This window comes from Streptomyces deserti (genome assembly GCF_054782695.1).
The window spans coordinates 212,822-235,987 of the sequence record NZ_BAAGRZ010000003.1 but is presented as its reverse complement, the minus strand read 5'-3'; the positions used below and the strand labels follow the sequence as shown (position 1 = coordinate 235,987).

General features: G+C 72.8%; 19 protein-coding genes and 1 pseudogene. 12 read left to right on the top strand and 8 right to left on the bottom strand.

Features of this window, described 5'->3' with window-relative positions; all coding sequences use genetic code 11:
- Positions 1–181: 181 nt before the first annotated feature.
- Positions 182–640 (bottom strand): DUF6214 family protein, encoded by a 459-nt coding sequence (locus ACYVMZ_RS09320; protein ID WP_461077849.1) that lies wholly within the window; start codon positions 638–640, stop codon positions 182–184.
- Positions 641–852: 212 nt separating this feature from the next.
- Between ACYVMZ_RS09320 and ACYVMZ_RS09315 the strand changes: the two genes are divergently transcribed.
- Both ACYVMZ_RS09315 and ACYVMZ_RS09310 read left to right on the top strand, forming a co-directional pair.
- On the top strand, positions 853–2,199 hold the full coding sequence (locus tag ACYVMZ_RS09315; RefSeq protein WP_461077535.1) for an FAD-dependent oxidoreductase: 1,347 nt from the start codon (positions 853–855) through the stop codon (positions 2,197–2,199).
- 279 nt (positions 2,200–2,478) lie between these two features.
- The gene (locus ACYVMZ_RS09310; protein ID WP_461077533.1) at positions 2,479–3,867 is read left to right on the top strand and encodes a nucleobase:cation symporter-2 family protein; all 1,389 of its coding nucleotides are present in this window, start codon (positions 2,479–2,481) and stop codon (positions 3,865–3,867) included.
- Here ACYVMZ_RS09310 and ACYVMZ_RS09305 read toward each other — a convergent pair.
- On the bottom strand, positions 3,787–4,146 hold the full coding sequence (locus tag ACYVMZ_RS09305; RefSeq protein WP_461077531.1) for an ArsR/SmtB family transcription factor: 360 nt from the start codon (positions 4,144–4,146) through the stop codon (positions 3,787–3,789). The genes ACYVMZ_RS09310 and ACYVMZ_RS09305 overlap by 81 nt on opposite strands.
- A 147-nt stretch (positions 4,147–4,293) precedes the next feature.
- Between ACYVMZ_RS09305 and ACYVMZ_RS09300 the strand changes: the two genes are divergently transcribed.
- Entirely contained in the window at positions 4,294–5,373 is a 1,080-nt protein-coding gene (locus ACYVMZ_RS09300; protein ID WP_461077529.1) for an NADH:flavin oxidoreductase/NADH oxidase, read from the top strand.
- Between the two features lie 21 nt (positions 5,374–5,394).
- Here ACYVMZ_RS09300 and ACYVMZ_RS09295 read toward each other — a convergent pair whose 3' ends face one another.
- On the bottom strand, positions 5,395–6,663 hold the full coding sequence (locus tag ACYVMZ_RS09295) for an extracellular catalytic domain type 1 short-chain-length polyhydroxyalkanoate depolymerase (RefSeq protein WP_461077848.1): 1,269 nt from the start codon (positions 6,661–6,663) through the stop codon (positions 5,395–5,397).
- Between the two features lie 95 nt (positions 6,664–6,758).
- Entirely contained in the window at positions 6,759–7,841 is a 1,083-nt protein-coding gene (locus tag ACYVMZ_RS09290; RefSeq protein ID WP_461077527.1) for a non-reducing end alpha-L-arabinofuranosidase family hydrolase, read from the bottom strand.
- 305 nt (positions 7,842–8,146) lie between these two features.
- On the opposite strand from ACYVMZ_RS09290, the gene ACYVMZ_RS09285 reads away from it, so the two are divergent.
- Complete coding sequence (locus tag ACYVMZ_RS09285) at positions 8,147–9,124, top strand: pectate lyase family protein (protein WP_461077525.1); 978 nt, start codon at positions 8,147–8,149, stop codon at positions 9,122–9,124.
- A gap of 80 nt (positions 9,125–9,204) precedes the next feature.
- Entirely contained in the window at positions 9,205–9,993 is a 789-nt protein-coding gene (locus tag ACYVMZ_RS09280) for a pectate lyase (RefSeq protein ID WP_461077523.1), read from the top strand.
- A gap of 64 nt (positions 9,994–10,057) precedes the next feature.
- On the opposite strand, the gene ACYVMZ_RS09275 is transcribed toward ACYVMZ_RS09280, so the two are convergent.
- Positions 10,058–10,816 carry a PaaX family transcriptional regulator C-terminal domain-containing protein gene (locus tag ACYVMZ_RS09275; RefSeq protein ID WP_461077521.1) on the bottom strand — a complete coding sequence of 253 codons (759 nt, stop codon included), beginning with the start codon at positions 10,814–10,816 and terminating at the stop codon, positions 10,058–10,060.
- A gap of 74 nt (positions 10,817–10,890) precedes the next feature.
- Here ACYVMZ_RS09275 and ACYVMZ_RS09270 point away from each other — a divergent pair, with 74 nt between their 5' ends.
- Together ACYVMZ_RS09270 and ACYVMZ_RS09265 are read left to right on the top strand one after the other, a co-directional pair.
- The gene (locus ACYVMZ_RS09270) at positions 10,891–12,570 is read left to right on the top strand and encodes an acyl-CoA dehydrogenase family protein (protein WP_461077519.1); all 1,680 of its coding nucleotides are present in this window, start codon (positions 10,891–10,893) and stop codon (positions 12,568–12,570) included.
- Positions 12,571–12,687: 117 nt separating this feature from the next.
- Positions 12,688–14,709: a HEAT repeat domain-containing protein gene (locus tag ACYVMZ_RS09265; protein WP_461077517.1), complete on the top strand. Its 2,022-nt coding sequence runs from the start codon at positions 12,688–12,690 to the stop codon at positions 14,707–14,709.
- 425 nt (positions 14,710–15,134) lie between these two features.
- Here the strand turns inward: ACYVMZ_RS09265 and ACYVMZ_RS09260 are convergent.
- Positions 15,135–15,400: pseudogene (locus ACYVMZ_RS09260) on the bottom strand (hypothetical protein).
- A 274-nt stretch (positions 15,401–15,674) separates the two neighbouring features.
- Here ACYVMZ_RS09260 and ACYVMZ_RS09255 point away from each other — a divergent pair.
- The 4 genes from ACYVMZ_RS09255 (at position 15,675) to ACYVMZ_RS09240 (ending at position 19,680) form a co-directional block, all read left to right on the top strand.
- Positions 15,675–16,772: a WD40/YVTN/BNR-like repeat-containing protein gene (locus tag ACYVMZ_RS09255; RefSeq protein WP_461077515.1), complete on the top strand. Its 1,098-nt coding sequence runs from the start codon at positions 15,675–15,677 to the stop codon at positions 16,770–16,772.
- 73 nt (positions 16,773–16,845) lie between these two features.
- Complete coding sequence (locus ACYVMZ_RS09250; protein WP_461077513.1) at positions 16,846–17,523, top strand: uracil-DNA glycosylase; 678 nt, start codon at positions 16,846–16,848, stop codon at positions 17,521–17,523.
- Positions 17,524–17,547: 24 nt separating this feature from the next.
- Positions 17,548–18,621 carry an N-acetylglucosamine kinase gene (locus tag ACYVMZ_RS09245; protein ID WP_461077511.1) on the top strand — a complete coding sequence of 358 codons (1,074 nt, stop codon included), beginning with the start codon at positions 17,548–17,550 and terminating at the stop codon, positions 18,619–18,621.
- 135 nt (positions 18,622–18,756) lie between these two features.
- Positions 18,757–19,680: a sirohydrochlorin chelatase gene (locus ACYVMZ_RS09240; RefSeq protein ID WP_461077509.1), complete on the top strand. Its 924-nt coding sequence runs from the start codon at positions 18,757–18,759 to the stop codon at positions 19,678–19,680.
- 98 nt (positions 19,681–19,778) lie between these two features.
- On the opposite strand, the gene ACYVMZ_RS09235 is transcribed toward ACYVMZ_RS09240, so the two are convergent.
- Both ACYVMZ_RS09235 and ACYVMZ_RS09230 read right to left on the bottom strand, forming a co-directional pair.
- Complete coding sequence (locus ACYVMZ_RS09235) at positions 19,779–20,807, bottom strand: lactonase family protein (protein WP_461077507.1); 1,029 nt, start codon at positions 20,805–20,807, stop codon at positions 19,779–19,781.
- Between the two features lie 87 nt (positions 20,808–20,894).
- Positions 20,895–22,385 (bottom strand): FUSC family protein, encoded by a 1,491-nt coding sequence (locus ACYVMZ_RS09230; protein WP_461077505.1) that lies wholly within the window; start codon positions 22,383–22,385, stop codon positions 20,895–20,897.
- A gap of 301 nt (positions 22,386–22,686) precedes the next feature.
- On the opposite strand from ACYVMZ_RS09230, the gene ACYVMZ_RS09225 reads away from it, so the two are divergent.
- Complete coding sequence (locus ACYVMZ_RS09225) at positions 22,687–23,163, top strand: Lrp/AsnC family transcriptional regulator (protein WP_461077847.1); 477 nt, start codon at positions 22,687–22,689, stop codon at positions 23,161–23,163.
- The last annotated feature ends 3 nt before the right edge of the window (positions 23,164–23,166 follow it).

Here is a 23,166-nt window from a genome sequence, read left to right as displayed (position 1 = left end):
GGCGTCACCCGACGCAGAGCCGGCAGGGACGCTTTCAGCGCCGGGCGCGGCAGGCATGTTCAGCGCCGGGCGCGGCGCGGTGTCACCGGCGCAGGGACGGCAGACACGCTCAGCGCCAGGCCAGCAGGCTTCACCGGCGCAGAGCCAGCAGGCGTCACCCCCGAAGAACCGGCAGGCGCGCTCAGCGCCGGGCGCGGCGCGGTGTCAGGAAGCCCGCGTCCCGTGCCTGCCCGATCAGCCTGAGCGCCTTGCGGCGGCTGTGCCCGGTCGCGGACATCACCGCGAGGACCGGGTCCACACCCTCCTCCTGGGCCGCGCGGTACTCCTGCGCCACCTGCCACCGCCCGGCCGCACCGCGCGGCCACGCCGGCCGGGCGCGGCGCGATCCACCCCCCTCGCCGTCCGGCCCGTCCCCCACACCGCATCCCTCGAAGAGCGGTCCCTCGATCCAGTCGGCGAGGACCGCCAGGTCGTCCAGGGACAGCGCCGGCTGGGCCCTGACGTCCTCGACCAGGACGCACCCCGCGCACTCCACGGCGAGCAGGTCGATCCGGGCGCCGTCCGTGAACACCAGCCGCACCTCGAACCACCGCGCCACGCTCCCGTCCTCCCGCACCTCCCACGCGGGCCGCACGGACACCGAGCCGTCGGCCGGAGAGCGATCGGAAAGATGAAGGAAGGATGCTTCTAGCACACACGCAACGTAACCGCATGATCACATTCCATACGAACGGACACGCCCTGCCCCAACGGCGCACAACACCCTGTCAGCGGAGCTCCGGCGGTGCGATGCTGGAAGCGTCAGCGATCTCCTGACGATCCCTCGGGATCCCTCGGGTAAGGAGTTCCGCCGTGCTGCGAGTCGCCGTCGTAGGCTCCGGGCCGAGCGGTTGCTACGCCGCCCAGAGCCTTGTCCAGCAGGACTCCGAGGTGCGCGTCGACGTCCTGGACCGGCTGCCGTGCCCGTACGGCCTGGTCCGCTACGGCGTGGCACCGGACCACGAGAAGATCAAGTCGCTGCAGAACAACCTGCGCACCGTCCTGGAGCACGACCGGGTGCGGTTCCTCGGCGGTGTCCAGGTCGGCGGCCCCGGCGGGGTGCCGACGGCCCGGCTGCGGGAGCTGTACCACGCGGTGGTGTACTGCGTGGGCGCCGCCACCGACCGGCACCTCGGGATCCCCGGCGAGGACCTGCCGGGCAGCTGGTCGGCGACCGAGTTCGTGTCCTGGTACAGCGCGCATCCCGACGCGGTCGACGACGGTTTCCTGCTCGGCGCGCGGTCGGCCGTGGTCATCGGCGTGGGCAATGTGGCCGTGGACGTCACCCGGATGCTGGCGCGGGGACTGGCCGAGCTGAGTCCGACGGACATGCCGCAGGCCGCCCTCACCGCGCTGGCGGCCAGCCGGGTGACGGACATCCACATGGTGGGCCGGCGCGGTCCGTCCCAGGCCCGTTTCACCACCAAGGAGCTGCGTGAGCTCGGCACCCTGCCGGGCACCGACGTCGTCGCGGACCCGGCGGATCTGGCGCTGGATCCGGCGTACGAGGACCCCTCCGCGCTGCCCGCGACGCAGCGCCGCAACGTGGAGGTGGTGCGCGGCTGGGCCGAGGCGCCCCCGGCGGGCGGTCCGCGGCGGATCCGGCTGCGGTTCTTCCTGCGCCCGGTCGAAGTGCTCGCCGAGGCCGGGCGCGTGGGCGCGGTGCGGTTCGAGCGGACGGTGCCGGACGGGCGTGGAGGCGTCACGGGCACCGGACGGTTCGAGGACATCGAGGCGCAGCTGGTGCTGCGGTCGGTGGGTTATCGCGGGGTGCCGCTGGAGGGGCTGCCGTTTGACGCGGGCAGCGGCACGGTGCCGCACCTGGCCGGGCGGGTCCTGCGCGAGGGCGTCGTCACGCCGGGCGAGTACGTGGCGGGCTGGATCAAGCGCGGCCCGACGGGTGTCATCGGCACCAACCGGCCGTGCGCGAAGGAGACGGTGCTGTCCCTGCTGGAGGACGCTCCGGTCCTGGAACGCAAGGACGTCCCCGAGGACCCGCTCGTGGTACTGCGTGCCGAGGGGGTCGAGCCGGTGGAGTGGTCCGGGTGGCAGGCGATCGAGCGGGCCGAGGCGGAGCTCGGGGCCTCGCTCGGGCGGAGTGTCGTCAAGCTGCCCGACTGGGAGTCGCTGCTGACGGCGGCGCGGACGGCGGGTCCGTAGCGGAGCAGACGGCGGGTCCGTAGCGGAGCGGACCGCACGACCGTAGCGGAGCGGACCGCACGACCGTAGCGGAGCGGATCGCACGGCCGTGGCGGAGCGGATCGCACGGCCGTAGCGGAGCGGACCGACAGGGCCGTAGCAGGGTCGGGCGCGTCCGGGTGGGCATGACACACAGCGGCAACATCCCGGCAATCAACAAACTGTTCAAGCCGCTTACGGTCTCGTGCTGTCCGGGTGTTCCCCCCGGATTTCCCCGCCCACCGCCGCTCAGGAGCGCCCATGGCCACGACCGCACCCGTGCATCCCGTCGACGAGATCCCACCCGTACGGCACCTGGCCGCCTTCGGTCTGCAGCACGTGCTGGCGATGTACGCGGGCGCGGTGGCGGTGCCGCTGATCGTGGGCGGTGCGATGAAGCTGCCGCCCGCGGACCTGGCGTATCTGATCACCGCCGACCTGCTGGTGTGCGGCATTGCGACCCTGATCCAGTGCATCGGTTTCTGGCGCTTCGGCGTACGGCTGCCGATCATGCAGGGCTGTACGTTCGCGGCCGTGTCGCCGATGGTGCTCATCGGGACGACGGGCGGCGGACTGCCCGCGATCTACGGCTCGGTGATCGTCGCGGGGCTCGCGATCGTGCTGCTGGCGCCGGTCTTCGGCAGGCTGCTGCGCTTCTTCCCGCCGCTGGTCACGGGCACCGTCATCCTGATCATCGGTGTCTCGCTGCTGCCGGTGGCCGGCAACTGGGCCGCGGGCGGCGTCGGCGCGCCGGACTTCGGGGAGCCGAAGAACCTGGCGCTGGCGGCGTTCGTGCTCGCGGTGGTGCTGGGGGTGCAGCGGTTCGCGCCGGCCTTCCTGAGCCGGATCGCCGTGCTGGTCGGCATCGTCGTGGGGCTGGCGGTCGCGGTGCCGTTCGGGTTCACGGACTTCAGCGGGGTCGGTGACGCGGACTGGGTCGGGATCAGCACGCCGTTCCACTTCGGCGCGCCCACCTTCGAGGCGTCCGCGATCGTCTCGATGCTGGTGGTGGCGCTGGTGTGCATGACGGAGACGACCGGTGACTTCATCGCCGTCGGCGAGCTGACCGGCCGCAAGGTCGAGCCGCGTTCCCTCGCGGACGGCCTGCGCGCCGACGGCCTGTCCACCGTCCTCGGCGGCGTCTTCAACACCTTCCCGTACACGGCGTACGCCCAGAACGTGGGCCTGGTCGGCATGACCCGGGTGCGCAGCCGCTGGGTGGTGGCCGCGGCGGGCGGCATCCTCGTTCTGCTCGGTCTGCTGCCCAAGCTGGGCGCGGTGGTGGCGGCGATCCCGGCGCCGGTGCTGGGCGGCGCGGGCCTGGTGATGTTCGGGACGGTGGCCGCGAGCGGCCTGCGTACCCTGGCCCAGGTCGACTTCAGGGGCAACCACAACCTGACGGTGGTGGCGGTCTCGGTGGCCGTGGGCATGCTGCCGGTCGGGGTGCCGACGGTCTACGAGAAGTTCCCGGACTGGTTCCAGACGGTGATGCACAGCGGCATCAGTGCGGGCTGCCTGACGGCGATCGTACTGAACCTGCTCTTCAACCACCTTCCCGCACGGGCCGGTTCAGTCGGTTCCGACCCGGGCGGCCTGCCGGGCGGCGGCGGCGAGGAGGGCGTCCAGAAGTCCCGGGAAGAGGTCGTCTAGGTCATCCCGGCGCAGGCCGTTCATCTTGGCCGTGCCCCGGTAGACCTGCCGGATCACGCCGCTCTCGCGCAGCACCCGGAAGTGGTGCGTGGTGGTGGACTTGGTGACCGGCAGGTCGAAGTGCGAACACGACAGCTCGTCGCTGCCGGCGGCGAGCTCGCGCACGATCCGCAGCCGCATGGGGTCGGAGAGCGCGTGCAGCACCTCTTCCAGCCGGATCTCCTCGCGCGCCGGGTGCGGCAGTGCACGGCTGCTGGTGGCGGGGGCGTCGGTGGTCACGGCGGCGGCTCCACATTCGTCCGGGAGCTCTCATTGTACGAGGGTTCTCGAATTTCTTGTACGAGAGGCATCGTAGTTTGACATCCCCCGTACTACGATGGCTACCGTACTACTCGACCCACCGCTGCCGTGACGAATGGAGTCGCCGTGAGTGCGCTCTTCGAGCCCTTCACCCTGCGTGATGTGACGATCCCGAACCGGGTGTGGATGCCTCCCATGTGCCAGTACTCGGCCGCGCCCGAGGGGCCGGACGCCGGAGCCCCCACCGACTGGCACTTCGCGCACTACGCCGCCCGCGCGACCGGCGGCACGGGCCTGATCATCGTGGAGGCCACCGCCGTGTCACCGGAGGGCCGCATCTCCCCCTACGACCTCGGCATCTGGAACGACACCCAGGTCGAGGCGTTCCGCCGGATCACGCGCTTCCTCACCGCGCAGGGCACGGTTCCCGCCGTCCAGCTCGCCCACGCCGGCCGCAAGGCGTCGACCGACCGGCCCTGGAAGGGCGGCGCGCCGGTCGGGCCGGAGGCGCACGGCTGGCAGCCGGTGGCGCCCAGTCCGCTCGCGTTCGACGAGCGGCACCCGGTCCCGACCGAGCTGACCGTGAATCAGATACACGAGGTCGTCGGCCAGTTCGCGGCCGCCGCCCGCCGGGCCCTCGCCGCCGGTTTCGAGATCGCCGAGATCCACGGCGCCCACGGCTACCTGATCAACGAGTTCCTCTCCCCGCACTCCAACCACCGCACCGACGCCTACGGCGGCTCGTACGAGAACCGCACCCGCTTCGCCCTCGAAGTCGTCGACGCCGTACGGGAGGTGTGGCCGGACGACAAGCCGCTGTTCTTCCGCGTCTCGGCGACGGAGTGGCTTCAGGACGACGGCTGGACGCCGGACGACACCGTCCGCTTCGCCGCCGAGCTGAAGGCCCACGGCGTCGACCTCCTCGACGTCTCCACCGGCGGCAACGCCTCCGGCGTGCGCATCCCGGCCGGCCCCGGCTACCAGGTGCCCTTCGCGGCCCGCGTGAAGGCGGAGACGACCATGCCGGTCGCCGCGGTGGGACTGATCACCGAGGCCGGACAGGCGGAGAAGATCCTCGCCAACGGTGAGGCGGACGCGGTCCTGCTGGGCCGCGAACTGCTCCGCAACCCGTCCTGGGCCCGGCTCGCGGCACGGGAACTCGGGGCCGAGGTGCGGGTGCCGGATCAGTACCACCGCTCGGTGTGACCCGACTCCCGCACCCCCGCGTCAACCAGTGGTGCAGGCCGTCCCATTGAGCGTGAACGCGGTCGGAACCGCGCTGTTGCCTCCGTGGTTCGCCTGGTAGCCGACGCTCACGCTCGCGCCCGGCGCGATCGTGCCGTTGTACGAGACGTTCGTGGCGGTCACCGCGCCGGAGGACGGGCTGTACGTGGCGCCCCAGCCGCCGGTGATGGTCTGGCCCGCCGGCAGGGTGAAGCCGAGCTTCCACCCGTTGATCGCCGTCGTGCCCGTGTTGGTGAGGGTGACGGACGCGGTCAGGCCGGTGTTCCAGGCGCTGCTGGTGACCGTCACCTTGCAGGCACCCGGCTGAGGCTGGGGCGCCGGGCCCGAGCCGTTCAGGCCGAAGAAGGTCAGGACGCGCTCGGCCATGCCCCAGGCGTACAGGTTGTGGCCGACGCCCTGGAGGCTGATGGCCTCGACGGGGGCCCGGTCACCGGTGCCGCCGTAGCGGGTACGGGTCCAGCCGGACTGGGGTGAGTCGGTGGCGGCCGGGGTCTGACTCACGCCGTGCACGTTCGTCCACTGCTTGATCTGCTCCCCGAAGTTGGGATAGCGCAGGACGTCGTCCTCGGTGCCGTGCCAGGTCTGCATCCGGGGACGGGGGCCGGTGTAGCCGGGGTAGGAGTTCCGGACCAGGTCGCCCCACTGCTGCGGGGTACGGGTCACGGTGCCGTTCGCGCAGGCGCTGTTCCACTCGGAGCCGTCGGTGGTGGCGAAGCAGCCGAACGGCACGCCCGCGAAGGCGGCGCCCGCCGCGAACACGTCCGGGTAGTTGCCCAGCAGGACGTTGGTCATCATCGCGCCGGAGGAGATGCCGGTGGCGAAGATCCTGGAGGTGTCGGCGTCGTACGTGCGCACCACCCAGTCGACCATGGACTTGATGCCGACCGGGTCGCTGCCGCCGCCCCGGCGCAGCGCCTGCGGCGAGGACACGTCGAAGCACTTGCTGGACCGGGTGACCGACGGGTAGACGACGATGAAGCCGTAGCGGTCGGCCAGCGCGGCGTACTCGGTGCCGTTGTACATCGCCGGGCCGGAGCCCGTGCAGTAGTGCACGGCGACCACGACCGCCGGGTTCGGGGTGACGCTGTCCGGCACATACAGGTACATCTGCAGGTTGCTGGGGTTGGTGCCGAAGCCGGTGACCTCGGTGAGCGTCGCGGTGGGTGCCTGGGTGCGTGCGGCGGCCGGGGGTGCGGTCAGGGCCACCGACGCCAGTAACGGCACCAGGGCGGCGAGCAGCGCGAGGAGCATCGTCCGCAGCGGTCTTCTCGCCGGACAGTGGGGGGTGATGGGCACGTCCTTGTCCCTTTCTGGTCGCGGTTCGGGGGACGTGGATCGGGGGGCGTTCAGCAGGCGGAGTTCGTCTGGGTCAGCAGGCCCAGCCGCCAGGGGAGTTGGGAGTAGTCGCCGCTCGCTGCGGGGTCCATGCCCTGGTAGAGGAACCTCAGCCGGCACGGGTCGATGGTGAGGGTCTGGTCGACGCCGTCGCGGATCATCTCGCCGTGGCTGAAGTCCTTGGTCCAGGCCGGCTGGCCCGCTGCGAAGGTGACGTTGCCGGAACGGATGAAGGGGTTCGCCTCGGTGTCGGCCAGCGGTGTCCAGGTGCCGCCGAGACTGTCGGCCGTCCAGGCCCGGAAGTAGCGCCGCCAGTCGGACTGCGTGGCCAGGGCCTCCACCAGCATCAGGTACCTGCCGCTGTCGCCGAGGCGGTAGACGTTGCCCGCCTCGAAGAGGTCGAAGCGGTTGGGCTCGGTGAGTACGATCGTGGTCTCGCGGAAGCCGCCGGGGAACTCCGCGACCGTGGTCCGGGAGCGGTACTGGTGGCCGTTGCCGTCCGAGAAGAACAGGTAGCAGTCCTTCTGGTCGCAGATCACCCAGAAGTCCAGCCAGCTGCCGTTGCCCTTGTTCTCCGTGACGATCGGGGGCTCGCTGCCGAAGAAGTACTGCGGCGCGCTCCAACTGCCGGGCTTGCTCGGGTCGGTGGTGGTGGAGAAGGCCGGCGGCCCGGTCTGGTAGACCATGTACCACTTCTTCTGCGGCGCGAAGTAGAACACCTGGGGCGCGGCCGCGTAGCGGTCGCCGATGTTCGGGTTGGTGTCGAGGAAGGTCTGCGGTGCTGAGGCCGCCTGGGACCAGTCGGCGAAACTGGTGTGCGCCAGGCTCCACCGCCCGGCGGTGTCGGCGGTCGTGGCGTAGACGTGCCAGCGGTTCTTGTACCGGAAGACCGTCGGGTCCTTCACCGAGACGATCGGGTGGGCCGCGTCCGGCTTGGGGCTGATGAGCGGGCCCGTCGAGGACCAGCTGAAGGAGCCGGGCAGCGGGCCCGCCCGGTCGGACTGCGCGGGGCCGGCGGCCGCAGGCCCCGGCGCCAGGGCCGAAGCGCCGATGGTCACCAGCATGAACACCAGTCCGCTGACGAACGTACGCATGCGCGGAGTCCTCATCGACCCGCCCTCTCGTGGAAGGGAAGCGTCCGATCGCATGCATGGTGACATGGACATGGTCTTCATGGAAGCGCTCCCACACAACGCGTCCGCCGCCACCAGGGCTGGCCGAATGTGTTCTGCGCGAAGCGTTGACTAGAAAGCGCTTGCCCCCTACGTTCCGTTCAGCAGGCTGACCGGTCCGAGCCGCTCCGGGCCCGAATGGTCGCCATGCCACCGCGCGGTGTTCAACATGACACACATCGATCACATATACGTACGTACAAGCCCTCCCGAAGGGACGTACCCGCATGCGCACCATCCCCCCACGTACACGAGCGCAAAGATCCGCACCGGTGGCCGTGGCGGCCGCGCTCGCCACGGCGGCGGTCCTCGCCGTCCCCCAGTCGGCCGGGGCCGCCGAGACCTCGCCGGTCGGGTTCGGCGCGGGCACGACCGGCGGCGGCAGCGCCTCGGCGGTCACCGTCTCCTCCCTGGCCGCCTTCAAGTCGGCGGTGGCCGGCAACGCGGCCAAGGTCGTCCGGGTCAACGGCCTGATCTCGCTGAGCGGTCAGGTCGACGTCGGGTCCAACACCACGGTCCTGGGCGTCGGTTCGTCCTCCGGGTTCACCGGGGGCGGGCTGCGACTGAAGAGGGTGACGAACGTCGTCATCCGCAACCTGAACATCAGCAAGCCGGTCGCACCCGCCGACGGCATCACCGTCGAGGCGTCCACCAAGGTGTGGATCGACCACAACTCCTTCTCGGCCGACCGCGACCACGACAAGGACCACTACGACGGCCTGCTGGACATCAACCACGGCGCGGACCACGTCACGGTGTCGTGGAACACCTTCAAGAACCACTTCAAGGGCTCGCTCGTCGGCCACAGCGACAACAACGCGAGCGAGGACACCGGTCACCTGAAGGTGACGTACCACCACAACCACTTCAGCAACGTCTACTCGCGCATCCCCAGCCTGCGTTTCGGCACCGGGCACTTCTACAACAACTACGTGGAAGGCGCCGACACCGCGTGCCACTCGCGCATGGGCGCCCAGATGCTGGTCGAGAACAACGTCTTCCGCTCGACGAAGATCGCGGTCACCACGAACCGCAGCAGTGACGTCGACGGATACGCCAACCTGCGCGGCAACGATCTCGGTGGAGCCGCGACCGAGATCTCGCGGGTCGGCAGCTTCACGAGCCCGCCCTACGGCTACACCGCCGAGCCCGCCTCGTCCGTCGTCTCCTCGGTGACGTCCGGCGCGGGCGCAGGGAAGCTCTGACACCCCCACCACAGAAGAAACCCCACCGAGAAACCCCCACCACAGAAGAAACCCCCCACCACGACAGAAGGAATCGGAACATGACTTCTGCGACACGACCGCGCGCCCGCAGGCGTGCGCTGACCGGCGCGCTGGCCACCCTCGGCCTGTCGATTGGCATGATCATGACCACCGGTGCGTCCTCGGCGAGTGCCGCCACCTGGCCGACCCCGAACGGCAGCGAGCCGGTCTCCTCCACCATCTCGGTCTCCGGCACCAAGGACTACGGGATGAAGAGGCTGTACGGCACCGGGAACCTGGCCGGTGACGGCCAGGAGGAGGGCCAGGACCCGATCCTCCGGCTCGCGGACGGCGCGGTGCTGAAGAACGTCATCCTCGGCGCCCCGGCCGCCGACGGCATCCACTGCCAGGGCAGCTGCACGCTGCAGAACGTCTGGTGGGAGGACGTCGGCGAGGACGCCGCCACCTTCCGGGGCGGCACCGGCGCGACGTACCACGTCATCGGCGGCGGCGCCAAGAAGGCGGCCGACAAGGTCTTCCAGCACAACGGCGGCGGCACGGTCAACATCTCCAACTTCGCCGTGCAGGAGTTCAAGACCCTGTACCGCTCCTGCGGTGACTGCTCCACGCAGTACACCCGCAAGGTCAACCTCAACACCATCGACGTGACCGGGACGGGCACCACGGCGCGGCTCGTCGGCATCAACGTCAACCGCAACGACGTGGCGACGCTGCGCGGCATCACGATCCGCAACGACGCGAGCCGCAAGGTCGTCCCCTGCCAGAAGTACAACAACAACACGGCCGTCGGAACCGGCCCCGACAGCACGAACTGCCTGTACTCCAGCTCGGACATCACCTACAGGTAATCCCCCCCACGGTGAAGGCGGCCGTACGAGGCGTTCCCACTCGGCGCTTCGTACGGCCGCCGCGTCATGCCCGGCGCACGCGCGCGCGTACCTCCCCGACCAGCTCCCGCTGGTAGTCCGTGTACGCGGCACGCAGCTCGGCGCCCGGCCAGTCGGCGGGCAGGAGCTCCGGGGGCAGGACGGGGTCGGCCAGCAGATGCCGTACGACGGCCGCGAAGGCGGTGAGGCGGTCGGCGGGGCGGTGGGCGCGGGCGATGTGGGCGAGCAGGGCCCGGGCCGTGGCCGCCCAGGCGTCCAGAGGCCACAGGTTCGCGGCCAGTTCCCGGGCGGGGTGCCCGGGGCGGGCCGTGTACTGCTGGGCCACCTCGTCGAGGTCGGCGGGGAGCGGGCGGCGCAGGTTGGCGGGGCGGAGCCAGACGCCCTCGCGGAGTTCGGCGAGCCGCAGGGCGATCAGCCGGGTGCGCAGGTCGGCGCGTTCGGCGGGGCCGCGTCCGGTCGCGGTGATCACGACCATCTCCCAGTCGCCGCCCCACGCGCGCGTGCGCGGGTGCACCGCCTCGTCCTGGCGGTGCTGGCGCTCCAGCAACCGGTCGCTGAGGCGGTAGCCGGTGCCGGTGCGCCGCAGATCCCCGGCGGCGACCATCCGGCTGAGCGCGGCCCGCAGGGTGGATCCGCCGACGTCGAAGCCCTCCACGAGCCGCACGAGCTCCTTCACCGGCAGCTCGGGGGGATGCGTTCCGAGCAGCAGACTCAGCACGACCGACCGCGCCGACAGCGGGCGCAGCGCGAGCTCGCCGGGCCGGGCGGGGACGTTCGTGGGCATGGTCACGTACTGTACGCGGCGAGGATCGTGTTGCACGATTGCTGCGATCGCAGTCAGAGTGCAACACTCGGGGTATGGTCCCGACACTCATGGACGACCGGCAGACGTACGGCGGACACCCCACGCACGAGGTCACCAACCAGCCCCCTCCCCTGAGCCCGTACGACGCCTCCGACGACCCGGCCCTGCTGGAGGGGCTGCGGCGCGAGGGTGCCGGGTGGGCCGAGGAGGATCTGAGGCGGCTCGGCAGGCGGGCGGGCAGCGTCCAGGCGCAGGAGTGGGCCGAACAGGCCAACCGCCATGAGCCGGAGCTGCGCACGCACGACCGGTACGGCCACCGCGTCGACGAGGTGGAGTTCCACCCGAGCTGGCACCACCTGATGCGCACGGCCGTCACCGAGGGGCTGGCCGCCGCGCCCTGGGCGGACGAGAGGCCCGGCGCCCATGTCGCCCGGACCGCTTGCGGCCTGGTGTGGGGGCACACCGAGGCCGGGCACGGCTGCCCGACGTCCATGACGTACGCCGCCGTCCCCGCGCTGCGCAAGGAGCCCGGGCTCGCGAAGATCTACGAGCCCCTGCTGACCAGCCGGCAGTACGACCCTGGCCTGAAGGTGCCCTCCGAGAAGCGCGGCCTGCTGGCGGGCATGGGGATGACCGAGAAGCAGGGCGGCTCCGACGTCCGGACGAACACCACCGCCGCCACACCCACCGCCGAACCGGGCGTGTACACCCTGCGCGGCCACAAGTGGTTCACGTCGGCGCCGATGTGCGACGTGTTCCTGGTCCTGGCACAGGCGCCCGGCGGGCTGTCCTGCTTTCTGGTGCCGCGTGTCCTGCCCGACGGCACCCGCAACACCTTCCGCATCCAGCGGCTGAAGGACAAGCTGGGTAACCGGTCCAACGCCTCCTGCGAGCCCGAGTTCGACGGGACCCTCGCCTGGCTGGTCGGCCCCGAGGGGAAGGGCGTCAAGACCATCATCGAGATGGTCAACTGCACGCGTCTGGACTGCGTGATGATGTCGGCCGCGCTGATGCGCAAGACGCTCGTCGAGGCGGGGCACCACGCGCGGCACCGCAGCGCGTTCGGCGCGCGGCTGGCCGACCAGCCGCTGATGCGCAACGTTCTGGCCGATCTGGCGCTGGAGTCCGAGGCCGCCACGATCCTCACCCTGCGGCTGGCCGGCGCCGCGGACCGGGCGGTGCGCGGAGACGCCGAGAACGGCGCCGAGCACGCGTTCCGCCGGATCGCCACCGCCGTCGGCAAGTACTGGGTCACCAAGCGGGGCCCGGCCTTCACCGCGGAGGCGCTGGAGTGCCTGGGCGGCAACGGCTACGTCGAGGAGTCGGGCATGCCCCGCCACTACCGCGAGGCTCCCCTGCTGTCGATCTGGGAGGGCTCGGGGAACGTCAACGCCCTCGACGTACTGCGGGCGTTGAGCCGGGAGCCGGCGGTCGCGGAGGCCCTGTTCGCCGAACTCGCCCTGGCCCAGGGGGCGGACGCCCGGCTGGACGCGGCCGTGACGCGACTCAGGAACCGGCTGACGGAGGGCTCGCAGGCCGGTGCGCGCCGGCTGGTGGAGCTGATGGCCCTCACCCTCCAGGCGTCCCTCCTGGTCCGGCACGCGCCCGCCGCCGTCGCCGACGCGTTCTGCGCGACCCGGCTGGGCGGCGACTGGGGGTACGCGTTCGGGACGCTGCCCGACGCGGCCGATCTGGGCGCGATCCTCGAACGGGCCCTCCCCGGCGGGGGCTGACAGCGCCGCCAAGCCACCGTGCGCACAGTTCGCGCACAGTCATCTCCCGATTCCGCTTCGTTGTCAGTGCCGTGGTGCAGACTCCCGGTCAGTTGGTACTCGCCTGGGGAGGACAACGTGCTTACGGGGATCGACGAGGTCGACTGGGCCTCGCTGCGGCATGCGTACGGCAGTGCGGAGGACGTGCCCGGATTACTGCGGGGACTGGCCTCCGCCGACCCCGTCGAGCGGGAGACCGCGCTCGACGGGATGTACGGCGCCGTGTACCACCAGGGAGACGTGTACGACGCGACGCTCGCCTGTGTTCCGTTTCTCCTCGCGCTCGCCGTCCGCGAGGAGGTCCGGGACCGGGCGGGCATCGTGGAGCTCCTCGTCGGCATCGGCGGGGAGCTCGGTGAGGACGGGGCAACGGGTGAGGCGCGTGCGCTCGCCGCGCGGGCCGGGGCCGCGGTGCGGGCGGGCGGTGAGGTGTTCGCCCGGCTGACGGGGGACGCGGACGCCGACGTACGGCGGGCGGCACCGGGCGCGCTCGTGCGGTTCCTCGACGAACCGGCCCGTGTGCTCGGCCTGTTACGGGAGCGGCTCATGGTGGAGCGGGACGACCGGGTCCTGCTCGCCCTGATCGAGAGCCTGGGCCTGTTCGCCCGCCGGCACCCCGGGCACGCGGCCGCGGCGCTGGACCTGCTGACGGCGCAGAGCGCGCCGCCGTACGGTCCCGGACTGCGGCTCGCCGCGCTGGGCCAGCTCGCGGTCTGCGCTCCCGAGCGGCTTCCGGCCGACCTGGTGCCGGAAGTCGTACGGCTGCTGCGGGACAGGTCCAAGCAGCGCACCGGCGCTCCGCCCGAGCCGGATCGGCCCGGCACGGACACGCTCGTCGGGCGGCTGCGGCGCCTGCGCCCCTCGGACGAGGAGGGCTCGCAGCTGCTGCGCACTCTCCACACCGCGCTCGACGGCCGGGTGGCCGACCGGATCGCCCTGCTGTGCGGGCAGTTGACCTGCCCGGACCCGATCGACCGGTGCAACGCCGTATGGATGTCGGCGGGGCTCTTCCGCGAGTGGCGTGCCGACTTCACGCGGCCCGTCGCCCTGATCGGCGCCCAACTGGGCGGCGGAGAGGGCCGGTTGCGCGACGCCGCGGTGTCGGTCCTGGTGGATCTCTTCGAGCTGGCCGCCCCGGCCGCCGACCACCTCCACGCCCTGGTGACCGACCGCCGTGATGTGTGGACACGTCACTGGGAGCGCGGGGCGCCGACGCTGGGCGGCCCGCTGAAGGCGCTGGCCAGGGCCGGGGACCCCCGGGCGGTACCGGTCCTGGCCCAGGTGCTGGCGGGCCCCGTCGTACCCGACGACCTGGGGCGGGTCGTGCCCCATCTGGGCCGGGCCGCCGCGCCGCTCGCGCCCGCGTTGCGGCACCGGCTCGCCGTGGTCGCGATCGACTCCCCCGAGACGCACGAGCGTGCCGTCCCGCTGCTCGGCGCGCTCGCGGCGCTGGGCGACGTCGCGTCCGTACCGGCGGTGCTGCGGCTGCTGCACGGCATGCCGGAGGGGCTCCGCCTGCGGGATTCCGTCGTGGCGTCGGCGGTGCGGGCCCTCGGCGCGTTCGGCGCCGGCGCGCGCGAGGCGATACCGGTGCTGCGGGATCTGCTGGTGGCCGAGTGCGCCGTCGCGGCCGCGGACGCGCTGTGGTCGGTGGAGGGGGACGCGGAGGCCGTACTGCCCGTCCTGCTCCGGGAGATGGCGGACGAGCGCGGGCGCCGTCGCGCGGCGGCGGCCGAGGGGCTGGGGCGGCTGGGGAGGGCGGCCCGTCCCGCGCTGCCCGGGCTGCGCCGGCTGGCCGGCTCGCACGACGCGTGGGAGCGGACAGCGGCCGCGTGCGCGGTGTGGCGCATCACCGGGGAGCCGGAACCGGTCCTGGAGGTGCTGCGCTCCGCCTGGACGGAGCACGCGCCCACGCGCGCCCCCATCGCCGCGTGCGTGGCGGCCATGGGGCCGTCGGGAGCGCCTTTGCACGATCTGCTCCGGCCGGAACTCGCCGCTCCGCGGCGGCATCTGGCGGGTTCCGGCGGATTCGGGAGCCATGACGTCCATGAGGACGAGCGGCTGTTGCGGTGGTGCCGGGAGGGGGTGGCGGGGGGTTAGGGGCGCGACTGTTGGTGGGGACGGGGGCTGTGTGTGTGTGGGGGGCGGTGCGTGGCGGCCCGTGTGCGGGGAGCCCATGTACCGGGGGCCCGTGCGCGGGGACCCGTGCGCAGGGAGCCCATGTGCAGAGGCCCGTCCGCGAAGGCCCGTGTGCGGGGAGCCCATGTGCAGAGGCCCGTACACGGAGGCCCGTGCGCAGGCAGCCCATGTGTGGGAGCCCCATGTGCCCGAGACCGGTGCGCGGGAAGCCCATATGTGGAGGCCCGTACGCGGAGAGCCCATGTGCGGGGAGCCCATGAGGTGCGGCTCCCCTGGCACGCGGGGCCCACGGCCGGCGCAGCGTTTCTCACACGCCTGCGGACCGCGGGTTGCCCCCAGGGTGTGGGGGCACCCGTCGCGGCGGCTCGCGTCCGCGGCCCGCGCCGTCAGCCCGTCGTGCGGCTCCACAGAGGGCCGAAGCGTGCCCACTCGATGTCCCACTGTTCCATGCGGCGGTACTCCAGCCGGCCGCGTACGGCTCGCCCGGCGGCGAAGGGCACGGCCGCGGCGCCGACCCCGGCGAGGGCGCCGATCAGCCAGGCGCGCACACCCAGGCGCCGAGCACCACCCAGGCCTCCGCCTTGTCGGCGCGGCGCCTGAGCGGGTTGCGCCGCCAGCGCCACAGCCACACCTTCGGACCACGTAACGCCATCGAAGGCATCCTCCTCATGAGCGCACACCATCCCGTCCGCCCTCCCATACGCGGGCGGGCCCGTGGAACGCTCATGGCACGTATCCCGGCTCGACGGTCGCACGAGTCCCGCGCCCGCGCGGGTCTCTTCACGAAACAGACCCCGAGACCTCCGTGCCCCGGTCGGCGACACCGCTCTGACCTGCGGCGCGACCGCTTCCGGGGGTGACTGTCAGTGGTGGGGTGCAAACTGGCCGGTGTCTGAGACGAGGACGTCGACGAAGACGTCGCGGAGGTGATCGGCATGACCGAGGTACTGCTCGCCGTGGGCACCCGTAAAGGCCTGTTCATCGGGCGCCGGAGGGGCGGTGGCCCCTGGGAGTTCGACGAGAGTCCTTACTTCAACGCACAGGCCGTGTACTCGGTCGCCCTCGACACCCGCGGCACCACCCCGCGGCTGCTGGCCGGCGGCGACAGCGCGCACTGGGGCCCGTCCGTGTTCCACTCCGACGACCTGGGCCGCACGTGGACGGAACCGGCCCGGCCGGCCGTCAAGTTCCCGAAGGACACGAGGGCTTCGCTGGAGCGGGTGTGGCAGCTGCACCCGGCCGCCGCGGAGCCGGACGTGGTGTACGCGGGCACGGAACCGGCCGCGCTGTACCGGTCGGAGGACCGCGGGGAGACCTTCGAACTGATCCGCCCCCTGTGGGAGCACCCCACGCGCTCGAAGTGGGTGCCGGGCGGTGGCGGCGAGGGCCTGCACACGGTGCTCACCGACCAGCGGGACCCGAAGGCCGTCACGGTCGCCGTCTCGACCGCGGGCGTGTTCCGCACCACCGACGGCGGCGCGAGCTGGACACCCTCCAACTCTGGTGTCTCCGCGGTGTTCCTGCCGGACCCGAACCCGGAGTTCGGCCAGTGCGTGCACAAGATCGCACGGGACGCGGCCAACCCGGACCGGCTGTATCTGCAGAACCACTGGGGTGTCTACCGCAGCGACGACGCGGGCGCGCACTGGACCGACATCGGCGAGGGCCTGCCGTCCACGTTCGGCTTCGCGGCGGCGACCCATCCGCGCCGCGGGGACACGGCGTACGTGTTCCCCATCAACGCCGACGCGGACCGGGTGCCGGCCGACCGGCGCTGCCGGGTCTTCCGCACGGCGGACGCGGGCAAGACCTGGGAGCCGCTGACGAGAGGACTGCCGCAGGAGGACCACTACGGCACGGTGCTGCGCGACGCGATGTGCACCGACGACGCCGACCCGGCGGGCGTCTACTTCGGCAACCGCAACGGCGAGGTGTTCGCGTCGGCCGACGACGGCGACAGCTGGCAGCTGCTGGCGTCGCATCTGCCGGACGTGCTGTGCGTGCGGGCGGCGGTGGTCGGTTGAGGCACACGGAGGTACGGTCCGGCCTTGGCCACCGGTTGATCGCCGCTGCCTGTACGGCAGTAGGGTGACGCCCGTGGCACCACGACCCTTGCATGAAATCGTCGAAGCGGGCTGGGCGAAGGCCCTGGAACCGGTGGCCGAACGGATCGCCGCGATGGGGGACTTCCTGCGCGCGGAGATCGCCGCGGGGCGCACCTACCTCCCGGCCGGGCCGAACGTCCTGCGGGCCTTCCAGCAGCCCTTCGACGACGTACGCGTCCTGATCGTCGGACAGGACCCGTACCCGACCCCGGGGCACGCGGTGGGGCTGTCGTTCTCGGTCGCGCCCGATGTGCGGCCGCTGCCCGGCAGCCTCATCAACATCTTCCGGGAGCTGAACGCGGACCTGGGCCTGCCCCAGCCGTCCAGCGGCGATCTCACGCCGTGGACCGAACAGGGGGTGCTGCTGCTCAACAGGGCGCTCACCACGGCCCCGCGCAAGCCCGGCGCGCACCGGGGCAAGGGCTGGGAGGAGGTCACCGAGCAGGCGATCCGGGCGCTGGCCGCGCGCGGCAAGCCGCTGGTGTCCATCCTGTGGGGCCGCGACGCCCGCAACCTGCGCCCGCTGCTCGGCGACCTGCCCGCCGTGGAGTCCGCCCACCCCTCCCCCATGTCCGCCGACCGCGGCTTCTTCGGCTCGCGCCCGTTCAGCCGCGCCAACGACCTGCTGATCCGGCAGGGCGGCCAGCCGGTGGACTGGCGTCTGCCATGAGGCGTCTGCCATGAGGCGTCTGCCATGACCGGGGCGGGCGCCGAGGGCGGCTCCGGTTTCGTCGCCGTGGACTCGGGCGGCTCCGGTCTGCGGGTCGTCGTCGGAGCCGTCGGGCGCGGCCCGCTGGCCCGCAGCGCCTCACCGGAGCCCGTCCGCACCGGCCCGCGGGGGATCGAGCCCGGTCATCTGCTGGAGCAACTGGTGCCCATGGCGCGGGCGTTGGCGGCCGAGGCGGGGGTGGCGCGGCTGGACACTGTCGTGGTGGGTGCCGCCGGGCTCGCCACGCTGGGCGACGCGCTGCGCGCCGAACTGCCGGGCGCCCTGGCCCGCGACCTGGGTGTGCGGCGGCTCGCGCTGGTCGCCGACGCCGTCACCGCGTACGTCGGTGCGCTCGGGGCACGGCCCGGTGCCGTGATCGCCGCGGGTACGGGCCTGATCGCGATCGGCACGGACCTGACCGGATGGCGGCGCGCGGACGGCTGGGGCCATCTGCTGGGCGACTGCGGCGGCGGTGCCTGGATCGGGCGGGCCGGGCTGGAGGCCGCGTTGCGCGCCCACGACGGGCGGAAGGGCGGCTCGGCCCTGCTGCTGGCCCGCGCCGAGGAGCAGTTCGGGCCGGTGCCCGGGTTGCCCGGCAAGCTGTATCCGCGCTCCGACCGCCCCGCCGTCCTCGCCTCCTTCGCACCCCAGGTGGCCGCCTGCGCGGAAAGCGACCCGGTCGCGGCGGGCATCCTGCGCGCCGCCGCCCGGCACATGGCCGACTCGGCGGCCGCCGTCTGCCCGCCCGTGGGCGAGCCGGGCGTGGCCGTCACCGGCGGCCTGCTCAAGGTGGGCGACGCGCTCGCCGTACCCCTGGACGAGGAGTTGGCGAAGCTGCTGCCGCACGCCCGGCGGGTGGCGGCCGAGGGTGATCCGCTGGACGGCTCGGTGCGCATCGCGACGGATCTGGCGGCCGGTGCGCTCACCCTGCCGGGTGACGCGACGATGCTGCGCGTGATCACCCCACAGGCGACGGAGACCGCGGCGGAGACTGCGGCGAAGACCTCGGTCGAGCGCTCGGTCGAGGCCTCGGGTGATCACCGTACTGATCACCTTTGATCCGTACGTACTGATCACCTTTGACCCGTACGTCACTCCATCCGTACGTCACTCATCAGACAAATCCGGACGGATACCGCTCACCTGCACCCTCCCCGAACAGAGGAACCCAGGAAGCCAGTAACATGCGGCGCCATGAGCTCCCCCACTGGGCCCGCGTCCGGCCTGCCAGTACGAATGCCGCGACCCCGCCAGCCCGGACGGCACCGCCGTCCCGAACCGCTGGTGGCTCCCGAGGGCGCGCCCGCGCTCGTCCTCGCGGTGCCGGGCACGCCCAGTAGCGCCACGCGCAGCCTCGCCGAGGAGGTCGTGAGCATCGCCCGCTCCGAGCTGCCCGGCCTGGACGCGCGCATCGGGTACCTCGACGGGGACGACACCGAGTTCCCCACCCTCCAGGCCGTGCTCGCGCGCGCCGCCCAGGAGCGCACCGCCCGCTACGAGCAGGCCCGCGCCGCCGGCATGGACGTGAGGGAGCCCGACGGCCCCGTCGCCGTCGTCGTACCGCTGCTCGCCGGTCCGGACAGCGCGCTGCTGCGCCAGGTCCGCCAGGCCGTGATGGACAGCCGGGTGGCCGCCGAGCTGACCGATGTGCTCGGTCCGCACCCGCTGCTCGCCGAGGCGCTGCACGTGCGTCTGTCGGAGGCCGGTCTGGCCCGTGCCGACCGGGCCCGTCTGTTCACCGTGGCGACGGCCGCGGACGGCATCATCCTGGCCTCGGTGGGCGGTGACGAGGCCGTGCAGGCGGCCGGGATCACCGGCATGCTGCTCGCCGCGCGCCTCGCGGTGCCGGTGATGGCGGCGGCCCTGGACCAGGAGGGCTCGATCTCCTCCGTCGCCGAGCAGCTGCGGTCCGCGGGCTCGCAGCAGCTGGCGCTCGCCCCCTACCTGATCGGTCCGGAGATCGACCCGGGTCTGATCGAGGAGGCCGCCAAGGAGGCGGGCTGTTCCGCCTCGGAGGCGCTCGGCCCGTACCCGGCGATCGGCAAGCTGGCCCTGGCGAAGTACACGACCGCGCTGGGCATCGCCCCGCAGCAGCCGCAGGGCGCGCCGGTCCGCTGACGCGCCGGCGCATCGGCAGGTACGACCGAAAGGGCCCGCTTCCCGCGAGGGAACGGGCCCTTCGCCATGTCCGGGGGAGCCGGCGGGCCTGTGTCGCCTCAGCCGATCACCACGCAGGACGCGGCGGCCACCGCGATCGAGCCGCCGCGGCGCGGCACCCCCGTTCGCTGGTCGACGGCGAACCAGGTCACGTCTCCGGAGCGCTCGTTCGCGGCGTACAGGAAGCCGTCCGCCTCGGTGAGCGCGCGCGGCCAGCGGCCCCCGCAGGGCACCGTCGTGACCAGCCGCAGCTCCTCCCCCTCGACGGCGAACACGGACAGCACGTCCTCGCCACGGGTGGCGGTCCACACGAAGCGGCCGTCGGGCGAGGCGACGACGCCCGACGGGTAGGCGTCGCCGGCCGGTCCGCCGGGCAGGACGGGCGTTTCGGCGAGCGGCTTCAGCGAGCCGTCGGCGGCGTCCCAGCGGCAGACGGTGACGGTGGGGGTGAGTTCGTTGACGACGTACGCGTACGAGCCGTCCGGGTGGAAGGCCAGGTGGCGCGGTCCCGAACCGGGGCGCAGGGCGATCTCCCGGTGCGGTCGGAGGCCGCCGTCGCTCAGGGTGCACACCCGCACCGAGTCGGTGCCGAGGTCGACGCTGACGACCCAGCGGCCGCTCGGGTCGGGCTGCACCTGATGGGCGTGCGGCCCCTGCTGGCGTGGTGTGTGCGGTCCCGAGCCGGTGTGCCGGAGCACGCCGGACGCGGACCGGGCGAGGGTGCCGTCGGCGCGGACGGGGACGGCGGTGACGCTGCCGGAGCCGTAGTTGGCGGTCAGGACGTGTCCGGCGAACACGCTGAGGTGGGTCGGCCCGCTGCCGCCGACCGGGACCGGCGGCCCGGCCGGTTCCGGCCGGGCCGTCGTCACCCGGTACGCGGCCACCGTGCCCTCGGCCGTCTCGCTGACCGCGTAGAGCGTGGCCCCGTCGGGCGACAGGGCCAGGTACCCGGGGTCGGGCACGCCGTTCACGCTGCTCAGGGCGGTCAGCGCGCCGGTGTCGGCGGTGACGGCCGCCGTCACGATCCCGGGGCCGCCGGCCGCCGTGAACGAACCGATGAACGCCCGCCGCCTGTCGCCCTGTGCCACCGCTGTCCCCTCTCGCCCGGTGCCGTCGGGGCCGACGGTAGCAGGAAGGTCTAGACCAGGGGTCCGCCTTGGAGGAGTTCCCCCGGATCAGGCCCCGACCAGCGGCGATCCCGGCGGCGTGCGCAGCGGCTGGGCGAGTTCGGCGAGGGCCCGCTCCAGGCCGTGCAGATGGGCCAGTGCCGGTTCCGCCACGGTCGGCCGGTCCTCCTGGAGGGCCACGGATCCGCCGCTGGTGAGCGCCTCCACCGCGGCCTCCACGCGCCAGCAGGCGGCGGCCAGGCGGGCGTCGTGGGAGGCCTCCGGGTCGGCGGCGACGGCGACGAGACCGCGGATCTCGCGGGCACAGTCGTCGAGGAGGGCGAGCACGCGACGGGCGCGCCGCTTGCGGCCCAGCATCGGGTTGAGCGGGTGCACCAGCGGGGCGACGGAGAGCCGTACGCGGCCGAGCAGCTGCTCCAGTTCGGCCACGCGCGGGCTGGGGTCGGCGTCCGCGACGCCTGCCAGGCGGGCGGCCGTCTCGGCGGTGCAGGCGTGGACGCAGCGCAGCGCCCGCTGGATCCAGGCGTCGGTGACGCTGTGCGTGGTCACGGGCAGGACGAAGAGCACGGCCAGTGCGGCGCCGAGCGCCCCGACGCCGGTCTCCACGAGCCGCAGCGCGAGCAGCCCGGGGCTGAGGACGCCGAGGAGGCCGTAGAGCAGCCCGGCGAGCATGGTGACGCAGAGCATCATCCAGGTGTAGGACACGGCGGCCGTGTAGAAGATGCCGAAGACGCAGACGGCGACGAGCGCGGCCGTGGGGACCGGGGCGCCCTGGACGGGGAGGGCGACGAGCAGGCCGAGGCCGATGCCGATGACCGTGCCGAGCAGCCGGCGGAAACCGCGGACCAGGGTCTCGCCGCGCGAGGTGGTGTTGACGAAGATCCACCAGGTGGCGCCGACGGCCCAGTACCAGCGCTCCCCGGACACCAGCTGGCCCACGACGAGGGCGAAGCCCGCGCCGGCGGTCGCCTGGATCGCCTGGCGGGTGGTCACGCGGGCCAGGCCGGTGCCGCCGGGCGGGGCGGGCACGGGGGCCGGGGGCAGGCGGCGCTCGTAGCACCACAGCCCGAACCGCACCACGGAGGCGGCGAGCACGGACAGCAGGACGGAGGCGTACAGCTCGGGCAGCTGGTCCGTGGTCGCGTGCAGGAACTGCGCCACGAAGAAGGTCATGAACGCGAACACGCCGAGGCTGTGCCCGCGCGGACCCCAGCGGCGGGCGTACACGCCGGCGCCGACCACCGCGAGGAAGGTGAGGTCGCGTGCCACGGGGTGGTCGTGCAGTTCGGCGGCGGCGGCGAGCACGGGCAGCCCGACGACGGGCAGCAGGGCGGTGGTGACGGCCTGGCCGCGCACCGTGGGGTCGGTGACGGTGAACAGGGCGAGCAGCGCGGCGAGGCCGCCGGTGACGGCGCCCGCGAGGGAGTGTCCGGCGAGGCCACAGACCACGACGGCCAGCCCGATGCCGAGCACGGCCCGCGCGGCGAAGCGCAGCCGTACGCGGCCCGGGTCCGGAGCCACGAACACCCTCTTCAGCACTGATTACCGCCCCCTTCGCACACGGGCAGGACACCGGCCGGAGACCGGCGGAACACTGGCAGGACACTGGCATGGAAAAGGCGCCGCGGGATCCGCAGCGCCATCGACGCATCCATATCAGCATCTCTACCACCACTGGCTCAAGAGGCCTCTTCCTTACTGGTCCATTGGCACAGTGGTGGCAGCTCGGAGGGACGCACGGGAGGGCCAACGGCCGACCACCGGTGGCCCACCGGCTCCGCCGCCCATTGAGCCATTGGTACAGTCACAGGTGATCACCACGGACGAGGGGGAGGGCCCGATGGCCGTCGACGAGCTCGACACCCGCATCCTGCGGCTGCTGCTGGAGCAGCCGCGCACCAGCGTGCGCGAGTACGCCCGCATCCTCGGCGTCGCCCGCGGCACGCTGCAGGCCCGCCTCGACCGCCTGGAACGCGAGGGCGTGATCACGGGCACGGGGCCGACCCTCTCCCCCGCCGCGCTCGGCCACCCGGTGCAGGCCTTCGTGCACATCGAGGTCACCCAGGGGCATCTGGACGACGTGGGAGACGCCCTCGCCCGGGTGCCGGAGATCGTCGAGGCCTTCTCGATCACCGGCGGCGGCGATCTGCTGACCCGGGTCGTGGCGCGGGACAACGCGCACCTGGAGGACGTGATCCAGAAACTGATCAGTCTGCCCGGCGTCGTACGCACCCGCACCGAGGTGGCCCTGCGCGAACGCGTCCCGTACCGGCTGCTGCCGCTGGTGGAGTCGATCGGGCGGTCGGCACGGAAGTGAGCC